General features: G+C 45.0%; 16 protein-coding genes and 1 tRNA gene. 9 read left to right on the top strand and 8 right to left on the bottom strand.

Annotation, left to right across the window (positions count from 1 at the left end; all coding sequences use genetic code 11):
- Positions 1-247 precede the first annotated feature (247 nt).
- Together ICN20_RS01230 and infA are read left to right on the top strand one after the other, a co-directional pair.
- The gene (locus ICN20_RS01230) at positions 248-451 is read left to right on the top strand and encodes a cold-shock protein (protein WP_215391300.1); all 204 of its coding nucleotides are present in this window, start codon (positions 248-250) and stop codon (positions 449-451) included.
- An 85-nt stretch (positions 452-536) separates the two neighbouring features.
- Positions 537-797 carry a translation initiation factor IF-1 gene (infA, locus tag ICN20_RS01225; protein ID WP_216237705.1) on the top strand — a complete coding sequence of 87 codons (261 nt, stop codon included), beginning with the start codon at positions 537-539 and terminating at the stop codon, positions 795-797.
- Positions 798-957: 160 nt separating this feature from the next.
- Here the strand turns inward: infA and ICN20_RS01220 are convergent, their stop codons facing one another.
- On the bottom strand, positions 958-1,425 hold the full coding sequence (locus tag ICN20_RS01220) for a hypothetical protein (RefSeq protein ID WP_216237703.1): 468 nt from the start codon (positions 1,423-1,425) through the stop codon (positions 958-960).
- 396 nt (positions 1,426-1,821) lie between these two features.
- Positions 1,822-2,775, bottom strand: a complete 954-nt coding sequence (locus tag ICN20_RS01215; RefSeq protein ID WP_216237696.1) for a dihydrodipicolinate synthase family protein — start codon at positions 2,773-2,775, stop codon at positions 1,822-1,824.
- A gap of 254 nt (positions 2,776-3,029) precedes the next feature.
- Between ICN20_RS01215 and ICN20_RS01210 the strand changes: the two genes are divergently transcribed.
- Complete coding sequence (locus ICN20_RS01210) at positions 3,030-4,001, top strand: tripartite tricarboxylate transporter substrate binding protein (RefSeq protein ID WP_216237695.1); 972 nt, start codon at positions 3,030-3,032, stop codon at positions 3,999-4,001.
- 136 nt (positions 4,002-4,137) lie between these two features.
- Here ICN20_RS01210 and ICN20_RS01205 read toward each other — a convergent pair whose 3' ends face one another.
- From ICN20_RS01205 to tsaE, 4 genes are all read right to left on the bottom strand, one after another.
- Positions 4,138-5,106, bottom strand: coding sequence for a tripartite tricarboxylate transporter substrate binding protein (locus tag ICN20_RS01205; protein WP_216237694.1), 969 nt, complete (start codon positions 5,104-5,106; stop codon positions 4,138-4,140).
- 214 nt (positions 5,107-5,320) lie between these two features.
- Positions 5,321-5,396: transfer RNA gene (locus tag ICN20_RS01200), tRNA-Lys, on the bottom strand.
- 86 nt (positions 5,397-5,482) lie between these two features.
- Positions 5,483-6,841, bottom strand: coding sequence for an N-acetylmuramoyl-L-alanine amidase (locus tag ICN20_RS01195; RefSeq protein ID WP_216237693.1), 1,359 nt, complete (start codon positions 6,839-6,841; stop codon positions 5,483-5,485).
- 6 nt (positions 6,842-6,847) lie between these two features.
- A complete protein-coding gene (tsaE, locus tag ICN20_RS01190) occupies positions 6,848-7,390 on the bottom strand; it encodes a tRNA (adenosine(37)-N6)-threonylcarbamoyltransferase complex ATPase subunit type 1 TsaE (protein ID WP_216237692.1) in 543 nt (180 codons plus the stop codon).
- Positions 7,391-7,433: 43 nt separating this feature from the next.
- On the opposite strand from tsaE, the gene queG reads away from it, so the two are divergent.
- Genes queG through ICN20_RS01175 form a run of 3 tightly spaced genes read left to right on the top strand, consistent with a single transcriptional unit; the run spans position 7,434 to position 9,704 of the window.
- Positions 7,434-8,537 carry a tRNA epoxyqueuosine(34) reductase QueG gene (gene queG / locus ICN20_RS01185; RefSeq protein WP_216237690.1) on the top strand — a complete coding sequence of 368 codons (1,104 nt, stop codon included), beginning with the start codon at positions 7,434-7,436 and terminating at the stop codon, positions 8,535-8,537.
- A gap of 25 nt (positions 8,538-8,562) precedes the next feature.
- Positions 8,563-9,348 carry an AzlC family ABC transporter permease gene (locus ICN20_RS01180; protein WP_216237688.1) on the top strand — a complete coding sequence of 262 codons (786 nt, stop codon included), beginning with the start codon at positions 8,563-8,565 and terminating at the stop codon, positions 9,346-9,348.
- A complete protein-coding gene (locus ICN20_RS01175) occupies positions 9,345-9,704 on the top strand; it encodes an AzlD domain-containing protein (RefSeq protein ID WP_216237686.1) in 360 nt (119 codons plus the stop codon). The genes ICN20_RS01180 and ICN20_RS01175 overlap by 4 nt, the downstream gene beginning before the upstream one ends.
- Positions 9,705-9,708: 4 nt before the next feature.
- Here ICN20_RS01175 and ICN20_RS01170 read toward each other — a convergent pair whose 3' ends face one another.
- Both ICN20_RS01170 and ICN20_RS01165 read right to left on the bottom strand, forming a co-directional pair.
- Positions 9,709-12,795, bottom strand: coding sequence for an FAD-binding and (Fe-S)-binding domain-containing protein (locus tag ICN20_RS01170; RefSeq protein ID WP_216237685.1), 3,087 nt, complete (start codon positions 12,793-12,795; stop codon positions 9,709-9,711).
- Positions 12,792-13,478, bottom strand: coding sequence for a GntR family transcriptional regulator (locus ICN20_RS01165; RefSeq protein ID WP_216237684.1), 687 nt, complete (start codon positions 13,476-13,478; stop codon positions 12,792-12,794). Before ICN20_RS01165 ends, ICN20_RS01170 begins: the two co-directional genes overlap by 4 nt.
- A 205-nt stretch (positions 13,479-13,683) precedes the next feature.
- On the opposite strand from ICN20_RS01165, the gene ICN20_RS01160 reads away from it, so the two are divergent.
- The 3 genes from ICN20_RS01160 to ICN20_RS01150 all read left to right on the top strand — a co-directional run bounded on the left by ICN20_RS01160 (position 13,684) and on the right by ICN20_RS01150 (position 16,930).
- Positions 13,684-14,868: an alanine--glyoxylate aminotransferase family protein gene (locus ICN20_RS01160; RefSeq protein WP_216237683.1), complete on the top strand. Its 1,185-nt coding sequence runs from the start codon at positions 13,684-13,686 to the stop codon at positions 14,866-14,868.
- Positions 14,869-15,013: 145 nt separating this feature from the next.
- Positions 15,014-15,421 (top strand): heme-binding protein, encoded by a 408-nt coding sequence (locus ICN20_RS01155; RefSeq protein WP_216237682.1) that lies wholly within the window; start codon positions 15,014-15,016, stop codon positions 15,419-15,421.
- A 6-nt stretch (positions 15,422-15,427) separates the two neighbouring features.
- Complete coding sequence (locus tag ICN20_RS01150; protein ID WP_216237680.1) at positions 15,428-16,930, top strand: DEAD/DEAH box helicase; 1,503 nt, start codon at positions 15,428-15,430, stop codon at positions 16,928-16,930.
- Positions 16,931-16,950 lie beyond the last annotated feature (20 nt).

Genomic DNA, 16,950 nt, shown 5'->3' with positions numbered 1-16,950 from the left:
GGCGTTATTGCCAAAGCACTTTTATCTGTGACTATGGCTGTTATAGAGGTGATTTGTTAGTAAGTCACCTTTTATGACTAAAGTAGAGTAAAATACATTTAGCGATTTTCAAGCTTATAGTGTTGTTGTACTAGTAATTAATACCGCAGTTCTGCGATAGTTCTTCTTAGCATCTCCCTCGCCATTCTTGACTTTCGCCTCATTCGGGGCATTGCCCCTTTTATATTTTTTTAAGGAATAGTCAGATATGGCAAACGGAACTGTTAAATGGTTTAACGACGCTAAAGGCTTCGGCTTTATTACCCCTGAACTCGGCGGCGAAGATTTATTTGCCCATTTTTCAGCAATTAATAGCAGCGGATTTAAGTCATTAGCTGAAGGTCAAAAGGTTACTTTTGATATTACTACTGGCCCTAAAGGCAAGTTGGCATCCAATATTCAACCTGTTTAAATCAGCAGCAAATGCCAGGCGGAAATTATTTTCCTGGTCCAAAGCCCAGCATGACTGGGCTTTTTATTTTTATTAAGGATGTTAAATGGCAAAAGAAGCCTTGCTTGAAATGGACGGTCTTGTTGATGAAATTCTGCCGGATTCTCGTTATCGGGTAACTTTAGACAATGGCCATAAGCTTATTGCCTATACAGCAGGAAGAGTCAAAAAAAATCACATCCGTATATTGGCTGGAGATAAGGTTTCTTTAGAGGTCTCTCCCTATGACTTAAGCAAAGGCCGAATCACATTTAGACATATTGAGAAGAAGCAATCTTTTGGTAGTGCGCCGCATAGACGATATTGATATCTTGAAGCTTAAAACCGCAAGTTAAATTAATAATTGCAAAGAATCACAGGTCCTGGGCGATGCCGACTCAGGCAAGCAAGAAACATTAGAGCCACCTTCGGGTGGTTTTTTCATTTGCGCTGGTTTAGGCTTGATAGATTCGCCAAGCCAAAATCCGCTAGTTGGTGGGTCTCATGGTGAAATCACCGTTATCGCTACTAGTCGCGGTTTTATTGAGCTCATAGTATGCGGGCGAGGTGATGAAGGCAATAGGATTATCGGCGTCAGCAACCATTTCAGATCTATTGGGCGTAATAACAAATCGATATGTGCTGCGACTTGAAAAGTCATAGTTTTGAGAAAACGAACCAAAAGAGCCAGACATTGTGCTATCTACCTTAAGAATATGTTTTCCGGAAGGTATATTCACGGTGCAATTACCTGCATTGGGGATGACGCAGACTTTAAGGCCATCCACATAAACTTGAGCACTTTTCACAAGCCCAAACCAAACCGTGCTTGTGCGATTAAAGATAAGCGTCACATCTCCACCGGGGTTGACGGGGGCGGCACCTTCATACCCCATTCCCTGACAGCCAACTAAGAGCGTGAGCAAGGCAATGCTCAGTAATTTATTGAATGGCACTATTGCATCTCCAAATTAAGCAATATTAGGTATACGTTACCCTAAATTAGCTTCCGTAATCTAAGCATCTAGATTCCAAAGAAAAAGCCACCCGAAGGTGGCTTTTGTATAACTGGTGGGTCGGGCGAGATTTGAACTCGCGACTAACGGATTAAAAGACTTAAGAAGTGTGGTCGACAGTAGTTAAAACCTACCCGGAAACGGGTGTGGCTTAAACTGCTGATTGATTGACTTGGTTCCCGTTAATGTAGATCTCAACGGGACCACACCTATTTATTGGGTCGCATGACTAAACAAAGCTCTTTCGCGATTAAAGCAATAATCCACTCGTCGATAAGCTTAAATGTTACTTGCCTGGATTTCTTCCAAATCAACCAGTCTATAAGTGAAGTCTGATTAGCCCTTTATTAGCCCAGATGTAATTAATGCATGCTTTACATGTACTTGGTGATCTGCTGTTACGTTCACAGCCGGGGGTCTAACAAGGGAGTTTGGGATTTGCCCGAGCTGAACTAAAGCTTCCTTCACGCAAGCAACCTCACTGGTGGGTGAACTCGGCTCTTGGTTTTCAAAGACCCCATCCATAATTGGGATGCAAAAATCACGGTGAATACTTTGCGCTTTCACAGCATCGCCATTAATTGCGGCATCAATTAATTCAACCCATTTTGGCGTATGAATAACGCTGATACCAATTAGAGCTCCATGCACACCATGAAGTAACATTCCTAAAAGCGGAGGCGAATCCAGAGCAGCTAAAACAGTAACTTTATCGTGCAAGGCCTCCCAAATCTGTACATAGCGAGTTACAGTTCCGCAAGCTGCTTTCACTGCTACAACATTTTTGATTGAGGAAATCTTGACTAATGACTCTATTGAGTAAGCGCATCCAGAAGAATCTGGGTATTGAAACACAATCATAGGCAAGTCAACTTGCTCATCGAGCATTTTATAGAATTGATATGCTGATGCTGGGTTTTGAGCCAGCCTACGATATGGACGAGCATCAAAGGGATTGAGTACTAAGAGAGCATCAGCTCCAGCTTCTTTCGCAAGAAGACCGTCTTTGACAGCAGAAGGACCTCTTCCTTCTATTCCGCTAATTAAAATTTGTCCGGGTAGCAAAATCTCACGAGCTAATTGCAACACTTTTCTTTTTTCATCATCAGAAAGTTGCAGAATTTCAGCAAGGCCAGCATTTACGGCAAGTCCTTTAACGCCCTCTGTGTGAGCAGTTTCTTTAAGGTGTCGGGCCAGGGCATCATAGTCAATGCTGAGATCATCCTTAAAAGGTGTAATCGTTGCAGGATATAAACCTCGAAGCACTAGGGATTTTTGATTTTCAGGCATGATTGACCTTTAAGATTTATAGGTTAGGGCGGATTAATATTGCTTGGTTTAGGTGTGTTCTGCACAAATTCTATAGTAAAGTTAATTTACATTCACTAAGATTTAATAAAATTTGATCTTGACCGATGTGTGAGCGATTAGCGGATACAGTTTGCTTTAAAAATACTGCTGAAAAGCGATGCTTAAATATATTTAAGTTCGCCTCTGGTCGGCATAACTTTATAAACCTCCCAATGAGGATGAGAGTTGCGAAGATGAATAAATTTAAGACATATATTGCTCTGGTAGCTTTCATTGCTCTTGGTATAGGCGCAACATATGCTCAGCCCTATCCTAACAGGCCAATTAAATTAATCGTACCCTATGCTCCCGGCGGAGGGACCGATATTACTGCGAGATTAATTGCGAAACTAATCTCCACTGGCCTAAATCAGTCCGTTCTTGTCGAGAATAAGGCGGGGGCTGGCGGTACGATTGGTCAGGATTTTGTTTCTAAAGCATTACCCGATGGCTACACTTTACTTTTCAGCGCTGCTGGACCTTTGACGATATCCCCATTTACCTATCCCAATCTGCCTTATGACCCGGTAAAGGGTTTTGAGCCAGTGATATTAATTTCGTCACAACCCTTAGTGCTAGTAGTTAATGCAGATTCAAAAATATATTCCGTTGCTGATTTGCTACGGGCTGGGGTGGATGCAAAAGGAAGAATCAATTATGGATCCTTTGGTAATGGGAGTGCCGCCCATCTTGCTGGAGAGTCATTCAAAATGGCAACCAAAATGGATATGACGCATATCCCATTTAAGGGGACTAATCCGGCATTAACTGCTTTGCTTGGCGGAGAAATAGATGTTTTATTTGATACTGTTAGTACTTCTACCCCGCTTATTAAATCGGGAAAATTAAGAGCCTTAGCAGTAAGCTCAAAAAATAGATCGGCACTACTGCCAGATGTTCCAACTCTTGCGCAAGCTGGTTTGAGTGGGGTAGAGGCGGGTACTTGGTATGGCCTTCTTGCTCCTGCCGGTACAAATCAAAAGATTGTTCAAAAACTGAATCAGGTCGTGAATAATGGATTAACGAATAAAGAGATTATTGAGGTTTTTTCTACGGAGGGTTCGGTAATCTTGGGGGGGACGCCTGGGCAGTTTAAAAACTTTATGACTGTTGAGCTTAAAAAGAATGAAGTGATCGTTAAGACGGCGGCTATTACATCTAATTAATAATCTTTTCTATAATTTTATTCTTGGAAGACATGTTTATTCAGCTTTTAGTTAGAGAGCTGCACTTCTTGATTAGGATGTTTACATTAGGAAGAATCGCAGGTTTTCTTGCTGGCGATTACTAGGGTAGATCAATTTAATCAGCCTGAATTTTATTTGCTTTAATGACCTGCGCCCATTTTTCAACTTCGAGTTTAATCTTTTGCTCTGATTGCTCTGGAGTTCTGAGGCTGACAATAAAGCCCATGCTGGATAACTTACTGCGTATCTCTTGATTTCCAAATACCTTAATGACTTCTTGATTAAGTTTTTGAATTATGGGCTTTGGCGTACCTGCGGGTGCCATTAAAAACTGGATTGTCTCACCTTCAAATTCAGGAAATCCAGATTCTGCTACTGTCGGGATATCGGGGAGCGAAGGATATCTGACCCCACTAGTTACTGCTAAACCAAGAACTTTTCCGCCTACGATTTGTTGAACGGTTGGTGGCAATACTGCGAAGCCAATAGGTACATCATTACTCAATACCGCTTGCAGGGCAGGCCCACCACCGTTGTAGGAAATATGTTTAATGTCTAAATTGGCTTTTAGCTTTAGTAATTCTGCAGTCAGTTGCGGACTTGTTCCGGATCCAGGCGACGAATAATCATATCTCCCAGGATTTTTTTTGATTAAGCTTAAAAATTCTTTGAAATTTTTAGCTTGAAATGTGGGGTTAACTACAATGATATTTGGAGAGCTTGCTGGTAATGAAATTGCCGCAAAGTCACGAATTGCATCGTAACCAGAATTTGTAATTAAAGATGGATTAATTACAAATGCGCTACTACTCAGAAGTAAAGTATATCCATCTGGATTGGATTTAGCTACATATTGGATTCCAATGTTAGCGCTCGCCCCAGGCTTGTTCTCGATAACAAATGTGTAACCAGTATTTTCATTAATTTTTTGGAATAGTAAACGTCCAAAAATATCTGATGGACCACCTGGTGCATATGGAATGACAACTTTAATTGGCTTATTTGGATATTCTTGTGCTGCTACTGATGAATAATGAAATGCCAGTAAGGTTATGAGAGCGTAAAGAAGTTGCCTAATCATCATTCATATCTCCAAAATTTTTTAATATGGTATCAAGTTTAATAAGCAATGTGTTAGCTAAATAACTAGATATTAAAAATAGACTCACTGCGCAGGAAGTGGGTATTGATGACGGCAGTTTCTTGCCCATCAGAAATGGAAAGTGGTATTTCCCCAATAAAAACCAGAGATAAATTTCCAAAAAGAAAAAGCCACCCGAAGGTGGCTTTTGTATAACTGGTGGGTCGGGCGAGATTCGAACTCGCGACCAACGGATTAAAAGTCCGCTGCTCTACCGACTGAGCTACCGACCCAGTTAAGCCATAAATTATAGCAAGAAGTTTGTAGGTGCTCCTCAGGTCTATGGGGTCTGCCCCTCAGCCCTTGTAGTTACAAGTTCCTAGGAGTTGACCCGCCTGGCGACCGGTGGATTTTTGGAAAAATAGTCCTTAATTCCTCTCAAAATCGCCTCCGCAATCCGATCTTGGTAGCCATCATCATTCAATCTGGCTTCTTCCTGGGGATTGCTAATAAAAGCGGTCTCAACCAGGATTGATGGGATATCCGGGGCCTTTAATACTGCAAAGCTAGCCTGTTCTACCTTGGGTTTATGTAGAGGTGCAAATCCACCGATTTGCTTCAAGATGGAGTTGCCAACCTGCAAGGAGTCTTTGATTTGGGCAGTAGTTGACATATCTAATAGCAAGTTAGCAACTTGCCTATCTTGCGTTTTGATATTGATGCCGCCAATCAGATCGGATGCATTTTCTTTATTGGCCATCCATCTTGCTGTCGTACTACTTGCTCCCATCTGAGAGAGTGCAAATACCGAAGCGCCCTTAGCATTTCTTTCAATGAAGGCATCCGCATGAATCGAGACAAATAAATCCGCTTCCACTCGGCGTGCTTTTTGTACCCTGACATGCAGAGGCACAAAGTAATCACCATCTCTGGTTAAGAAAGGGCGCATATACGCTTCGCCTTCAATCTTGTCTTTCAATCTCTTTGCAATGGCGAGTACGACATTCTTTTCTCTAGAGCCCGCAGCGCCAATAGCGCCTGGATCTTCACCGCCATGGCCTGGATCAATTGCAATAGTGATCAAGCGCTTATATTTGGCTGAGGCTGGCAACTCCTTGGGACCTGGAATAGCTTGCGCAACTGGTGCCGCTGGAACTTTAGCGAGTTCTTTTTCTTTCTTCGTGGCGAACTGTGCAATGAGATCGACTTCCTCATTAGATTTTTCAAGAGCGCTCTCTTTCTTGGCGCTGCTTCTAACCAAGGCCATCAATGGGTCTGGTGGAGTAGTAGGGTAGAGGTCAAAGACCATGCGGTAGTTGTACTCACCAATCGGCTCTAGGGTAAACAGTTGTGGCTTGATTGGTTCTTTTAAGTCAAACACCAAACGCACAATACCTGGCTGAAATTGCCCAACCCGAACCTGTGAGATATAGGGATCGTTTGGCTTTACCTTGGCCACTAAATCTTTGAGAGTCGGATTCAATTCCAACCCCTGCACATCAACCACCAAACGATCTGGATTAGTCAGTATCTGTTGCGTAATCGGTAGCGGTGTATCGGATTCCAGTGTGACGCGGGTGTAGTCCTCGGATGGCCAGACACGTACACCCAATATTTTGGCGCCCCAGGCAATATCTAGCTCTGTCAGCAAGAGTGCAAAGCTTAAGAACTTCGCTGAAGTCTTGAGTGTTTGTCTTTTCGAGAGGTTGATCTTAGGTTTGATCTTTATAGTACTCATGTATTACTAGGGCTTAATCTCTTGCAATGCACTTGCTCCAGATGAACTCACGCTGTTGATCTTAATGGTGCGATCATTCTCATCCGTACCGGCAGACAGCTGAATCTGAATATCAAAAGCGGGTAGAGTGCCTTCTGCTTTTTCTGGCCACTCGATTAAGCAAATACCCGGAACATCAAAATGCTCTGCAAATCCTGCTTCTTGCCATTCCAAAGGATCACGCATGCGATACAAATCAAAATGGTGAACAGTGATTGCTTGCTCTTTTAATTGCAGCGGGTAGGGTTCGCACAAAGTATAGGTAGGACTCTTTACCTTGCCATCATGACCCAAAGCCTGAATCAGATACCTCGCAAAAGTAGTCTTGCCGGCGCCAAGATCACCCTCTAAGGAGATATTTAAGTGTGAATCTGGCTGCTTAGTCAGAAAGTGCTCAAAACTGGCTGCCAGATGCTTGGCAAGAGAAGCGGTGTCGGCTTCCTGCCTACAATAGAGTTCTATTGCTGTAAGCGGGGTTGCCTTTGTTGTTGTTGCCGGTGTTTGAGCCATTCCCCTAGTTTATTCAATATTTGCGCTACATTCTGTATTCCATATGCCTTTATCTACTAGCCCTCAATCCTTAGATGAGCCCAATCTGCGTGATTGGCTTAATGCCCAAGCGACAAAGCTTGGGTTTGATGGATTGCGGATTACTGACACCCATTTAGGGTCTGCGACTGATCGGCTAAAAGAATGGCTTGAGCAGGGTCGTCACGGCCAAATGGAATACATGCAGCGCCACGCTGATTTACGCTCTAATCCTGAGCTCTTAGTACCCGGCACCGTACGTGTGATCTGCGTATCCATGAGCTACCTCCCACCTGAAACCGATTTCGATAATGAGTGGCAGAGACTAGAGGATCCTACTCAAGCAGTAGTTTCAATGTATGCGAGAGGGCGCGACTATCACAAAGTACTTCGTAATCGCTTGCAAGAATTTGCCCAACTCATAGAAGAACGTATTGGTAAATTGGGCTATCGCGTCTTCACAGATTCAGCTCCGTTAATGGAGGTTGAGTTGGCTCGCAAGGCGGGCTTAGGTTGGCGTGGAAAACACACGCTCTTACTGAATCGAGAATCTGGCTCCACGTTTTTCTTAGGCGAGATCTTAGTAGATGTGCCATTACCGATTGATGCAGAGACTGAAGAGCATTGCGGTACTTGCACCTCTTGTATTGATGTGTGTCCAACGCAAGCTATTACTGCGCCTTATCAATTAGATGCCAGAAGATGTATTTCTTACCTCACGATTGAGAATCCTGACGCCATCCCAGTAGAGTTCAGAAAAGCTATGGGCAATCGGGTGTATGGCTGTGATGACTGCCAACTCATTTGCCCTTGGAATAAATTTGCTAAACGTACAGAACTCCCTGACTTTGCAAGGCGTCATGGCTTAGGGCAGGCAAGCCTCTTGCATCTATGGTCCTGGACTGAAGCGGAGTTTGAGCATCGTCATGAAGGTAGCGCCATTCGCAGAATTGGTTATAGCCGCTGGCGTCGTAATCTAGCGGTAGCAATGGGCAATGCGCTGGCAAGCTCTGCTGTAGTGGATGGTGATAAGGCAGCAATACGTTTGGCTTTAACTAAGGCGCTTTCAGATGCTGATGGTTTAGTGGCTGAGCATATTGAATGGGCCCTAGGGGATTGCAAGGCTTAAAAGTTACTAGGCTTACAATTAATCTATGTCATCCGCAGACCAGTCCTATATTGATCCTAGCGAAATCGCGCTAGAAGAGCCTGCGGCACAACGGTTTAAAAATCCAGGCGATGCCTTTTGGTCTGGCATTCGGGATGCAGCAGGCGCTCCTGCAATGGTGCTCTTTGCCGGCATGGTGGGCTTTGGGGCCATGGGTAAAACCAATGGCTTTGATGTTTGGTTCACCACCTTCACTTCATTCTTCATGTTTGCGTTACCAGGACAGGTTGTCTTGCTCGAGATGGCGATTACTGGATCATCTGTTGTTGCAATCGCGTTGGCAGTCACGCTCACATCAACACGCTTTATCACCATGACGGTGACACTCTTCCCTCAGTTTCATCAAAAAGATCGCAATCGCAGTCTTTATGCTTCGGTACATTTGCTAGCAATGACAGCATGGGCCATCTCCATGCGCGAGTTTCATGCGATTGAGGTGAAACATCGCTTGAGCTATTTCGTTGGCTTGGGGTTGCTGTGTTGGCTAATCTCGATTCCGGGAACTATTTTAGGTTACTACTTGGCTGGTATGGTGCCGCCCGCTGTCACTCTAGGTCTGGTCTTTATTAATCCACTGTTCTTCTTGCTGACCTTTACTGAAGTAAAGCCCTGGATTAATCGCATTGCGATTTTCTTGGGCTGCATCTTTGGCCCTATCTTCTTTGTAGTTGATCGCGACACCAGTTTATTAACGGCTGGCTTAGTCGCAGGTACCCTGGCTTACTTTATTGATCGTAAGCTCTTGCGAAATAAATCTGGGGTAGTTGGATGAGCGCTATAGATACTATGGCTAACGCGCTTTCAGGCTGGGGCCTTTGGATAGCCTTGATAGGTGCTTGCCTTGGCACTTACTTTTGTCGCGCAATCGGCGTATTGCTATCGCAAAGCATTAATCAAGATAGTGAGATCTTCCGTTGGTTGGCTGCTGTGACCTACGCAATGGTTGCTGCTTTAACCATTCGCTTGATTGTGATGCCCTTGGGCTTGATGGCAACAGTGCCTTTGTGGATCCGCATTTTGATCTGCGCCTTGGCAATTGGCGTGATGATCTCTAAGCCAACTCGCCGTTTGGTTCCAGCCTTGTTGACTGGAACCTTGTTGATGGTGGGTTATGGCGTAATACGTTAATACGCTATAGATGTGCCGCCAAAATTCTGGCGATATGAACAGCTTCTCGTTGAGTGCCATCGGCAATTTGATGGCGACAACTCGTACCATCTGCTACCACCCAGCTATCGGGTGATTTGCGAATACTTGGCAATAGACTGGCTTCAGCCATTTGCTTAGACACTTCAATATGCTCGGCCTCATAACCAAAGCTACCAGCCATACCGCAGCAAGAAGATTCAATCAGCTTGGGTTCTGCATTGGGAATAAGCTTGAGTAATTCCATTGCTGGAGTTACTGCAGCAAATGCTTTCTGATGACAGTGACCATGAAATAACACTGACTTATCGGCTGCCTTGAAATTCAATTTAAGCTTACCTGCCCTTACTTCGCCAGCCAAGAACTCTTCCAGTAATTGCGCTTGCTTAGAAACAGTCACGGCGCGTTCACCAAAACCCATCACTAAGGCTTCATCTTTTAAAGTGAAGAGGCAAGAAGGCTCTAAGCCAATAATCGGAATGTTCTTGTCGGCATAGGGTGCAAGATGATCAACCAGTTCACCCAAAGTAGCCTTGGCTTTATCAACCATACCAGCTGCAAGATAGGTTCTGCCACAGCAAAACTCTTTGGAGCAAGTATTGGCTTGGCTTGCTGCTTTACTTTGGCTTTTGCTTTCTCTCTTATTGGGTATATGCACGCGATAGCCTGCAGCATTGAGCACCTTTAATGCAGCTTGCAGGTTTTCATCTTCGAAGAAGGCATTAAAGGTATCGGCCAATAAAACAACGCCTTTGCCATTAGCATTGCTAGCCAGTTGCTCTGGTGTGTACTGATAAGAGTTAGCTGTTTTCTGGTTCCAGAAAGTCTTGGTCTTCCAGGTCGGTAAACTTCTTTGCGCAGAAATGCCCATGATCCACTCTTGGAGTGTTGCAATGGGTTTGATGTGATTGCGTAAGTTCAATATGGCTGGCAAGAATGGGATAGCGCTAATCGTATTTGCGTATTTAGGAAGGTAAGCAACTGCTAAATCCCGCAAAGAATGACCAACACGCTTCTTATAGGCAGACAAGAACTCAATCTTCATCTTGGCCATATCCACGCCAGTAGGGCACTCACGGCGGCAAGCCTTACAGCTCACACAAAGTTCCATCACTTCTTTAATGGCATCGCTTCCTAATGGAGAGGATTCATCTTTGATGTCGAGTTGATTGGAGAGCGCCAGACGCAGAGTGTTTGCTCTACCGCGAGTCAGGTGCTTCTCATCACGCGTGACGCGATAGCTTGGACACATCACTTCCGCATCAAACTTACGGCAGTGGCCGTTGTTGTTGCACATCTCCACTGCTTTAGCTAATCCCATAGCAGGATCACCGCCTGTGCCTGGTGCAGTAGTTGCTTCTGTGACAGCATCGTTTTGCACGTTCCAAGCAGACCAATCCAATGCCGGTTGTAAAGGGATCACTTTGTAGCTTGGTGGAAATCTAAAGTTACTTGCGTCATCCATCTTTGGTGGATCAATAATCTTGCCGGGATTAAACAATCCTTTAGGATCGAATGCGTGCTTGATTTCTGCGAGGGCTTCTGTGATCTTTGGACCAAACTGCCAAGAGATCCACTCGCCTCGGCAAAGGCCGTCGCCATGCTCACCGCTATAAGCGCCTTTGTACTTGCGCACCAGGGCAGAAGCTTCTTCAGCAACCGCACGCATCTTCTGAGCACCATCTCTGCGCATATCTAAAATAGGGCGCACATGCAATGTACCTACAGAAGCGTGGGCATACCAAGTGCCACGTGACCCATATTTAGAAAATACATCCGTTAAAGCCTGGGTATATTCAGCCAAGCTTTCCAGAGGAACTGCACAGTCTTCAATAAAACTCACTGGTTTGCCATCACCTTTAAGGCTCATCATGATGTTTAGACCAGCCTTACGCACTTCCCATAAATTCTTTTGCAGGGATGCATCAGGCATCGGTACAACAGATCCTGGTAAACCGAGATCACTCATGAGTTCTTGTAATGCTTTGAGCTTATCTAATAGTGGCGCATGGGCTTCGCCTGAAAACTCCACTAACAAGATCGCTTCTGGAGTCTGAGCTGTGTGATCTATTAAGGCGGTTTCAATGGTTTTCTTAAAGCTAGGGTTGCTGCGAGCCAGATCAATCATGGTGCGATCGACTAACTCAACAGCGGTAGGACCTAACTTCACAATATGTTGTGCGCTGTCCATTGCTTTGTAGAAGCTGGCGAAGTTCACAATGCCTAACACTTTGTGTTGTGGCAAAGGAGCTAGCTTGAGCTTGAGCGATTTAAAGTACCCAAGAGTACCTTCACTACCAACTAAGAGATGGGAGAGGTTAACGCTGCCATCTTGCGTATAAGGCAACTCACTCTGCGGATGAAAGATATCCAGGTTATAGCCAGCTACCCGTCTAAGTACTTTCGGAAAGCGTGCTTCGATTTCTGGTTGGAGGGTAGTAGCTAGGTTTTTAACAAAATCACCTAGTTGCTTTGCGGCTCCAGTGCTGCTTGCGTAATCACTGAAGTTGGCAATTCTGCCATCCGCTAGCCAGGCATCTATGCCTAAAACGTTGTGCACCATATTGCCGTAAGCAATCGAGCGGCTGCCACAGGAGTTATTGCCTGCCATACCACCAATGGTTGCTTGTCCAGCAGTAGACACATCCACTGGATACCAAAGACCATGTTGCTTGAGTGAGCCATTGAGGTGATCTAAAACGATACCAGGTTCAACTTCTACATAACCTTTGTCCAGATTGAGATCTAAAACGTTTCTGAAATATTTAGTGTTATCAATAACAAGTGCTGTACCAGTAGTTTGGCCGCACTGACTAGTGCCTCCTCCACGCGGTAGAACCGGCACGCCCATCTCTGCTGCAATCTGTATAGCGCTCGCAATATCTTGTGCAGTTTTTGGTACAAAAACCGCAACCGGCATCGCTTGATAAATAGAAGCATCAGTCGCATAGCGCCCACGACTCGCGCTATCAGTCATCACTTCGCCAGAAGTCTCTTGGCGCAGGCGCTTAGCTAGCAGTGCTTGGTCAACCATTAGGTCTTTAAGCACATTCATTTCTACGGGCTTATTCATGCTTTTGTAGTTTCTATCTTGGATTCTGATTGGAGTAATTGCGCAACCACATCGCGTTTATTTCTGACGTGCTGGATCATGATTTTTCGCATACGAACACTGTCGCGCGCTTTAAGAGCATCAAGCATCTCCTGGTGTTCTTCTACCGCCTTCTCCCATTTCACACCATCCTGATTGGAGCGAAAGCGCAAGGCTTCAATGCGTGCATTGACTTGAGTAAACAGCTTAGATAAAACAGGATTGTTTGCCGCCTGATTAATCAGATGATGAATGCGTAAATTGAGTTTGTAGTAACTCGATAAATCACGACGCGCATAGGAAGCCATCATTTCATATTGGAGGGCTTCTAATTCAGAGAGAGTGGCATCACTAATATTGTTGGCTGCTAATTCTCCAGAGAACCCCTCGAGATCTGCAATCACATCAAACGTATTTAATACATCTTCAAGGCTGAGTTGCACGGCGATGGCGCCTCGATTGGCGATTAACTCCACCAGACCTTCAGCAGCTAGCCGGCGAATGGCTTCACGAATGGGGGTACGCGAGACATTGAGACTCTCAGCCAATTCGCGTTCATTGAGTTTGCTGCCAGGAGCAATCTTGCCTTCAACCAAAAGGGATCTGAGCTTCTCGAAAGTCGCTTCATGCAAATTTTGTGAATTTGGCTGTTCTAGTACTGTCATGGATCAACCTCTGGCCTAAATAATTTGTATACAAAATAAGAATAAACGATCTTAAGGCATAAATACAGCCTTTAAATGCTTAAATAAGGCTTTATTTTGGGATCTATTGAAAATAAATTGTATACAAAATGGAAATTCTCCAAAAATTGTCATACACTAGCAGCAGAAATAACTACCTATAAACACTTTAAAAGTGAGACACAGCATGTTGAAACTTGATAACCACGCATCAGGACGCCATTTTTTACATATTCCTGGCCCAAGTCCCGTTCCCCCGCGCGTACTACGTGCTATTAGCTATCAAACGATTGACCATCGTGGTCCTGAGTTTGGTGCTTTTGGTTTGAAAGTATTGGATGGCATCAAAAAGATTTTCAAAACGGAGCAACCGGTCATTATTTATTCCGCATCTGGAACTGGTGCTTGGGAAGGCGCGTTAGTGAACGTTCTTAATCCTGGCGATAAAGTGTTGTTTTATGAAACAGGTCAATTTGCAAACTTGTGGCGTGCGCTTGGTAAGCGTCTTGGTTTAGATGTTGAAGTGGTTGGTAAGGCAGGACAAGATTCTTGGCGTTGGGGTGTTGACGCATCTGTGATCGAAGAGCGTTTACGCAAAGATACTGGTCATGAGATCAAAGCAGTGTGCGTGGTACATAACGAAACTTCCACCGGCGTTACTTCCAATATTGCTGCTGTTCGTAAGGCGATTGATTCTTTAAAGCATCCATCCTTATTGCTCGTAGACAGCGTATCTGGCTTGGGTTCAGCGGACTATGAGCATGACAAGTGGGGTGCGGATGTCACCATCTCTGGTTCACAAAAAGGCTTGATGTTGCCACCAGGCATTGGCTTTAATGCTTTGTCTCCGCGCGCCATTGAAGTTAGTAATAGCAACAAAATACATAAATCATATTGGGCTTGGGATGAGATTCTTGAGTCGAATAAAAATGGTTACTGGCCAACAACTCCAAGTACCAATTTGATGTACGGTTTACATGAAGCAATGGATATGATGATGGCCGAAGGATTGGATACGATCTTTGCACGTCACCAACGTTTAGCTGCCGCTTGCCGTGCAGCAGTCAATGCGTGGGGTCTGGAGATTCAGTGTCAAGATCAAGATTGCTATTCCCCAGTGCTCACTTGCATCGCGACACCAGAAGGTATGGATGCGGATGTATTGCGTAAACATGCGCTGGAGAAATTCAACCTCTCCCTAGGAACAGGTTTGGGCAAGATCAAAGGCAAGGCATTCCGCATCGGTCATTTGGGCGATTGCAATGAGCTGAGCTTGATGGCTGCCTTAAGCGGAGTGGAAATGAGTCTGGGTTCTATGGGTTACAAACCTAAGGCCAGCGGAGTCGTTGCAGCCCAAGAGTTCCTTAAATAAGAAGGACTTAGAGCAACACAGAAGCGCATTCAGTGGGGTGGAGCCTGGTTCCGTATGAAGAATCGTGCTACACCCCTTATAATTCAAGTACTTATATAGAAGTGCATGCAGTAAATACACCATATTCGAGACAGAAAGATTAAACATGTTAGCTACTAAACCTTACTTAACTCAGGCTGATGTTCAAAAGATTTTGGACGCAGCAGACAAGCATGCTGCTAAAAATAATTTCGCAGTAACGATTGCCGTTTGTGATGATGGTGGTCATATGCTGGGTTTAATCCGTCGCGATGGTTGTGCTCCTTTGTCTTCTTATATTGCTCAAGAAAAAGCGCGCACTGCTGCAATGGGTAAACGCGAGACTCGTGTTTACGAAGAAATTATTAATAACGGTCGCCATGCTTTCTTATCTGCCCCACACGTATCGGGTATGTTGGAAGGTGGCGTCAATATCGAGGTAAATGGGTTTACCATCGGCGCAGTCGGCGTTTCCGGCGTTAAATCTGCGGAAGATGCTGATACCGCTAAGGCCGGCATTGCCGCCATCATGTAAGTTACCTTGACAAATACTGCTACTGAAATAAATTCATCTACAGGGGTTAGCGAAGCCGCTACCCCTAGTGTTACTAATACTGACACTGCTGCCGCTGCTGCTACTGCACCAACCCCGGCAACAATCACTTTTGCTGACTTTGGTTTAGACCCGAAAATTCAAAAAGCGGTTCTGGAACAGGGTTACACCATTCCCACCCCGATTCAAGCGCAATCAATACCGCACGTATTAGCGGGAAGTGACTTGATGGGTGCAGCACAAACCGGTACTGGTAAAACAGCCGCATTTGTATTGCCGATCATTCAAAAGATTTTGCGTCACGCTAGCAACAGTGCGTCACCTGCACGTCACCCAATTCGTGCGTTGGTTCTGACTCCTACTCGCGAGTTGGCCGTACAAGTATCTGAGAATGCCGCCAGTTACTCCAAGCATACTGATTTACGTGCTGCCGTTGTTTACGGTGGTGTGGATATGAAAGAGCAAGTAGCTACTTTGCGCAATGGCGTGGAAATTTTGATCGCCACTCCCGGACGTTTGCTTGATCATATCGGCTCTAAAGTTGCCAACCTCTCCCAAGTAGAGATTTTGGTATTAGACGAAGCCGATCGCATGCTCGATATGGGTTTCTTGCCTGACTTACAGCGCATCATTGATTTGATTCCTGCACAAAGACAAACCTTATTGTTCTCTGCGACTTTCTCACCAGAGATCAAGAAGCTGGCGCAAAGTTATTTGCGCACTCCCGTAACGGTTGAGGTGGCTCGTCAAAACGCCGCCGCAGATACGGTGAAGCAAGTAGTTCATATGGTGTCATCAGCTGATAAGCAACGAGCGATTGTCAAAGTTTTAGAGGCACGTACCCGTGCTGGCTTATCACGTCAATGCATCATCTTTACCAATAGCCGTTTGGGTTGTGCAAAGCTATCTCGTGCTTTAGAGCGCGACGGTATTAAAGCGGGCGCGATTCATGGTGATAAGAGTCAGGGTGAGCGCACTTTAACTTTAGATGCATTTAAATCTGGCGCAATTGAAGCATTGGTGGCAACCGATGTTGCTGCTCGTGGTCTAGATATTCCAGATATGCCTTGCGTGATCAATCACGAACTACCTTACAACGCAGAAGACTTTATTCACCGCATTGGTCGTACAGGCCGTGCTGGTAGCAAAGGTGACGCGATCGCTTTGGTAGATGCCAGTGAAAAGCGTTTGCTTGACGATATCGAAAAGCTCATGAAGCGCAAATTGGATGTACAGCCTCTACCTGAAGGAGCGCCTTCACAAAGCCGTCCATCATCCAGTAGCTATGGTAGCTCTAGCAGCTCAAGTGGATCCAGAAGCTCTTACAGCGCACCAGCCAAAATGTCAGACCCCTTTTTCTATAAGCCCTATGAGCCATCTGCATCCGTAGCATCTACTACAGACGCTAGCAAGCCAGAAGAGAAGAAGGCTGGCATTACTCCTGCTAAGCCAGCTGTTGGCGCTTTGCTTGGTGGCTTTAAGAAAAAATAATTCACCTCGAGTAATTCACT

It is taken from the genome of Polynucleobacter sp. JS-Polo-80-F4 (genome assembly GCF_018881965.1).
Lineage (GTDB): Bacteria > Pseudomonadota > Gammaproteobacteria > Burkholderiales > Burkholderiaceae > Polynucleobacter.
Note: the sequence above shows the minus strand (reverse complement) of the source record. Positions and strands in the feature narration are given on the sequence as shown.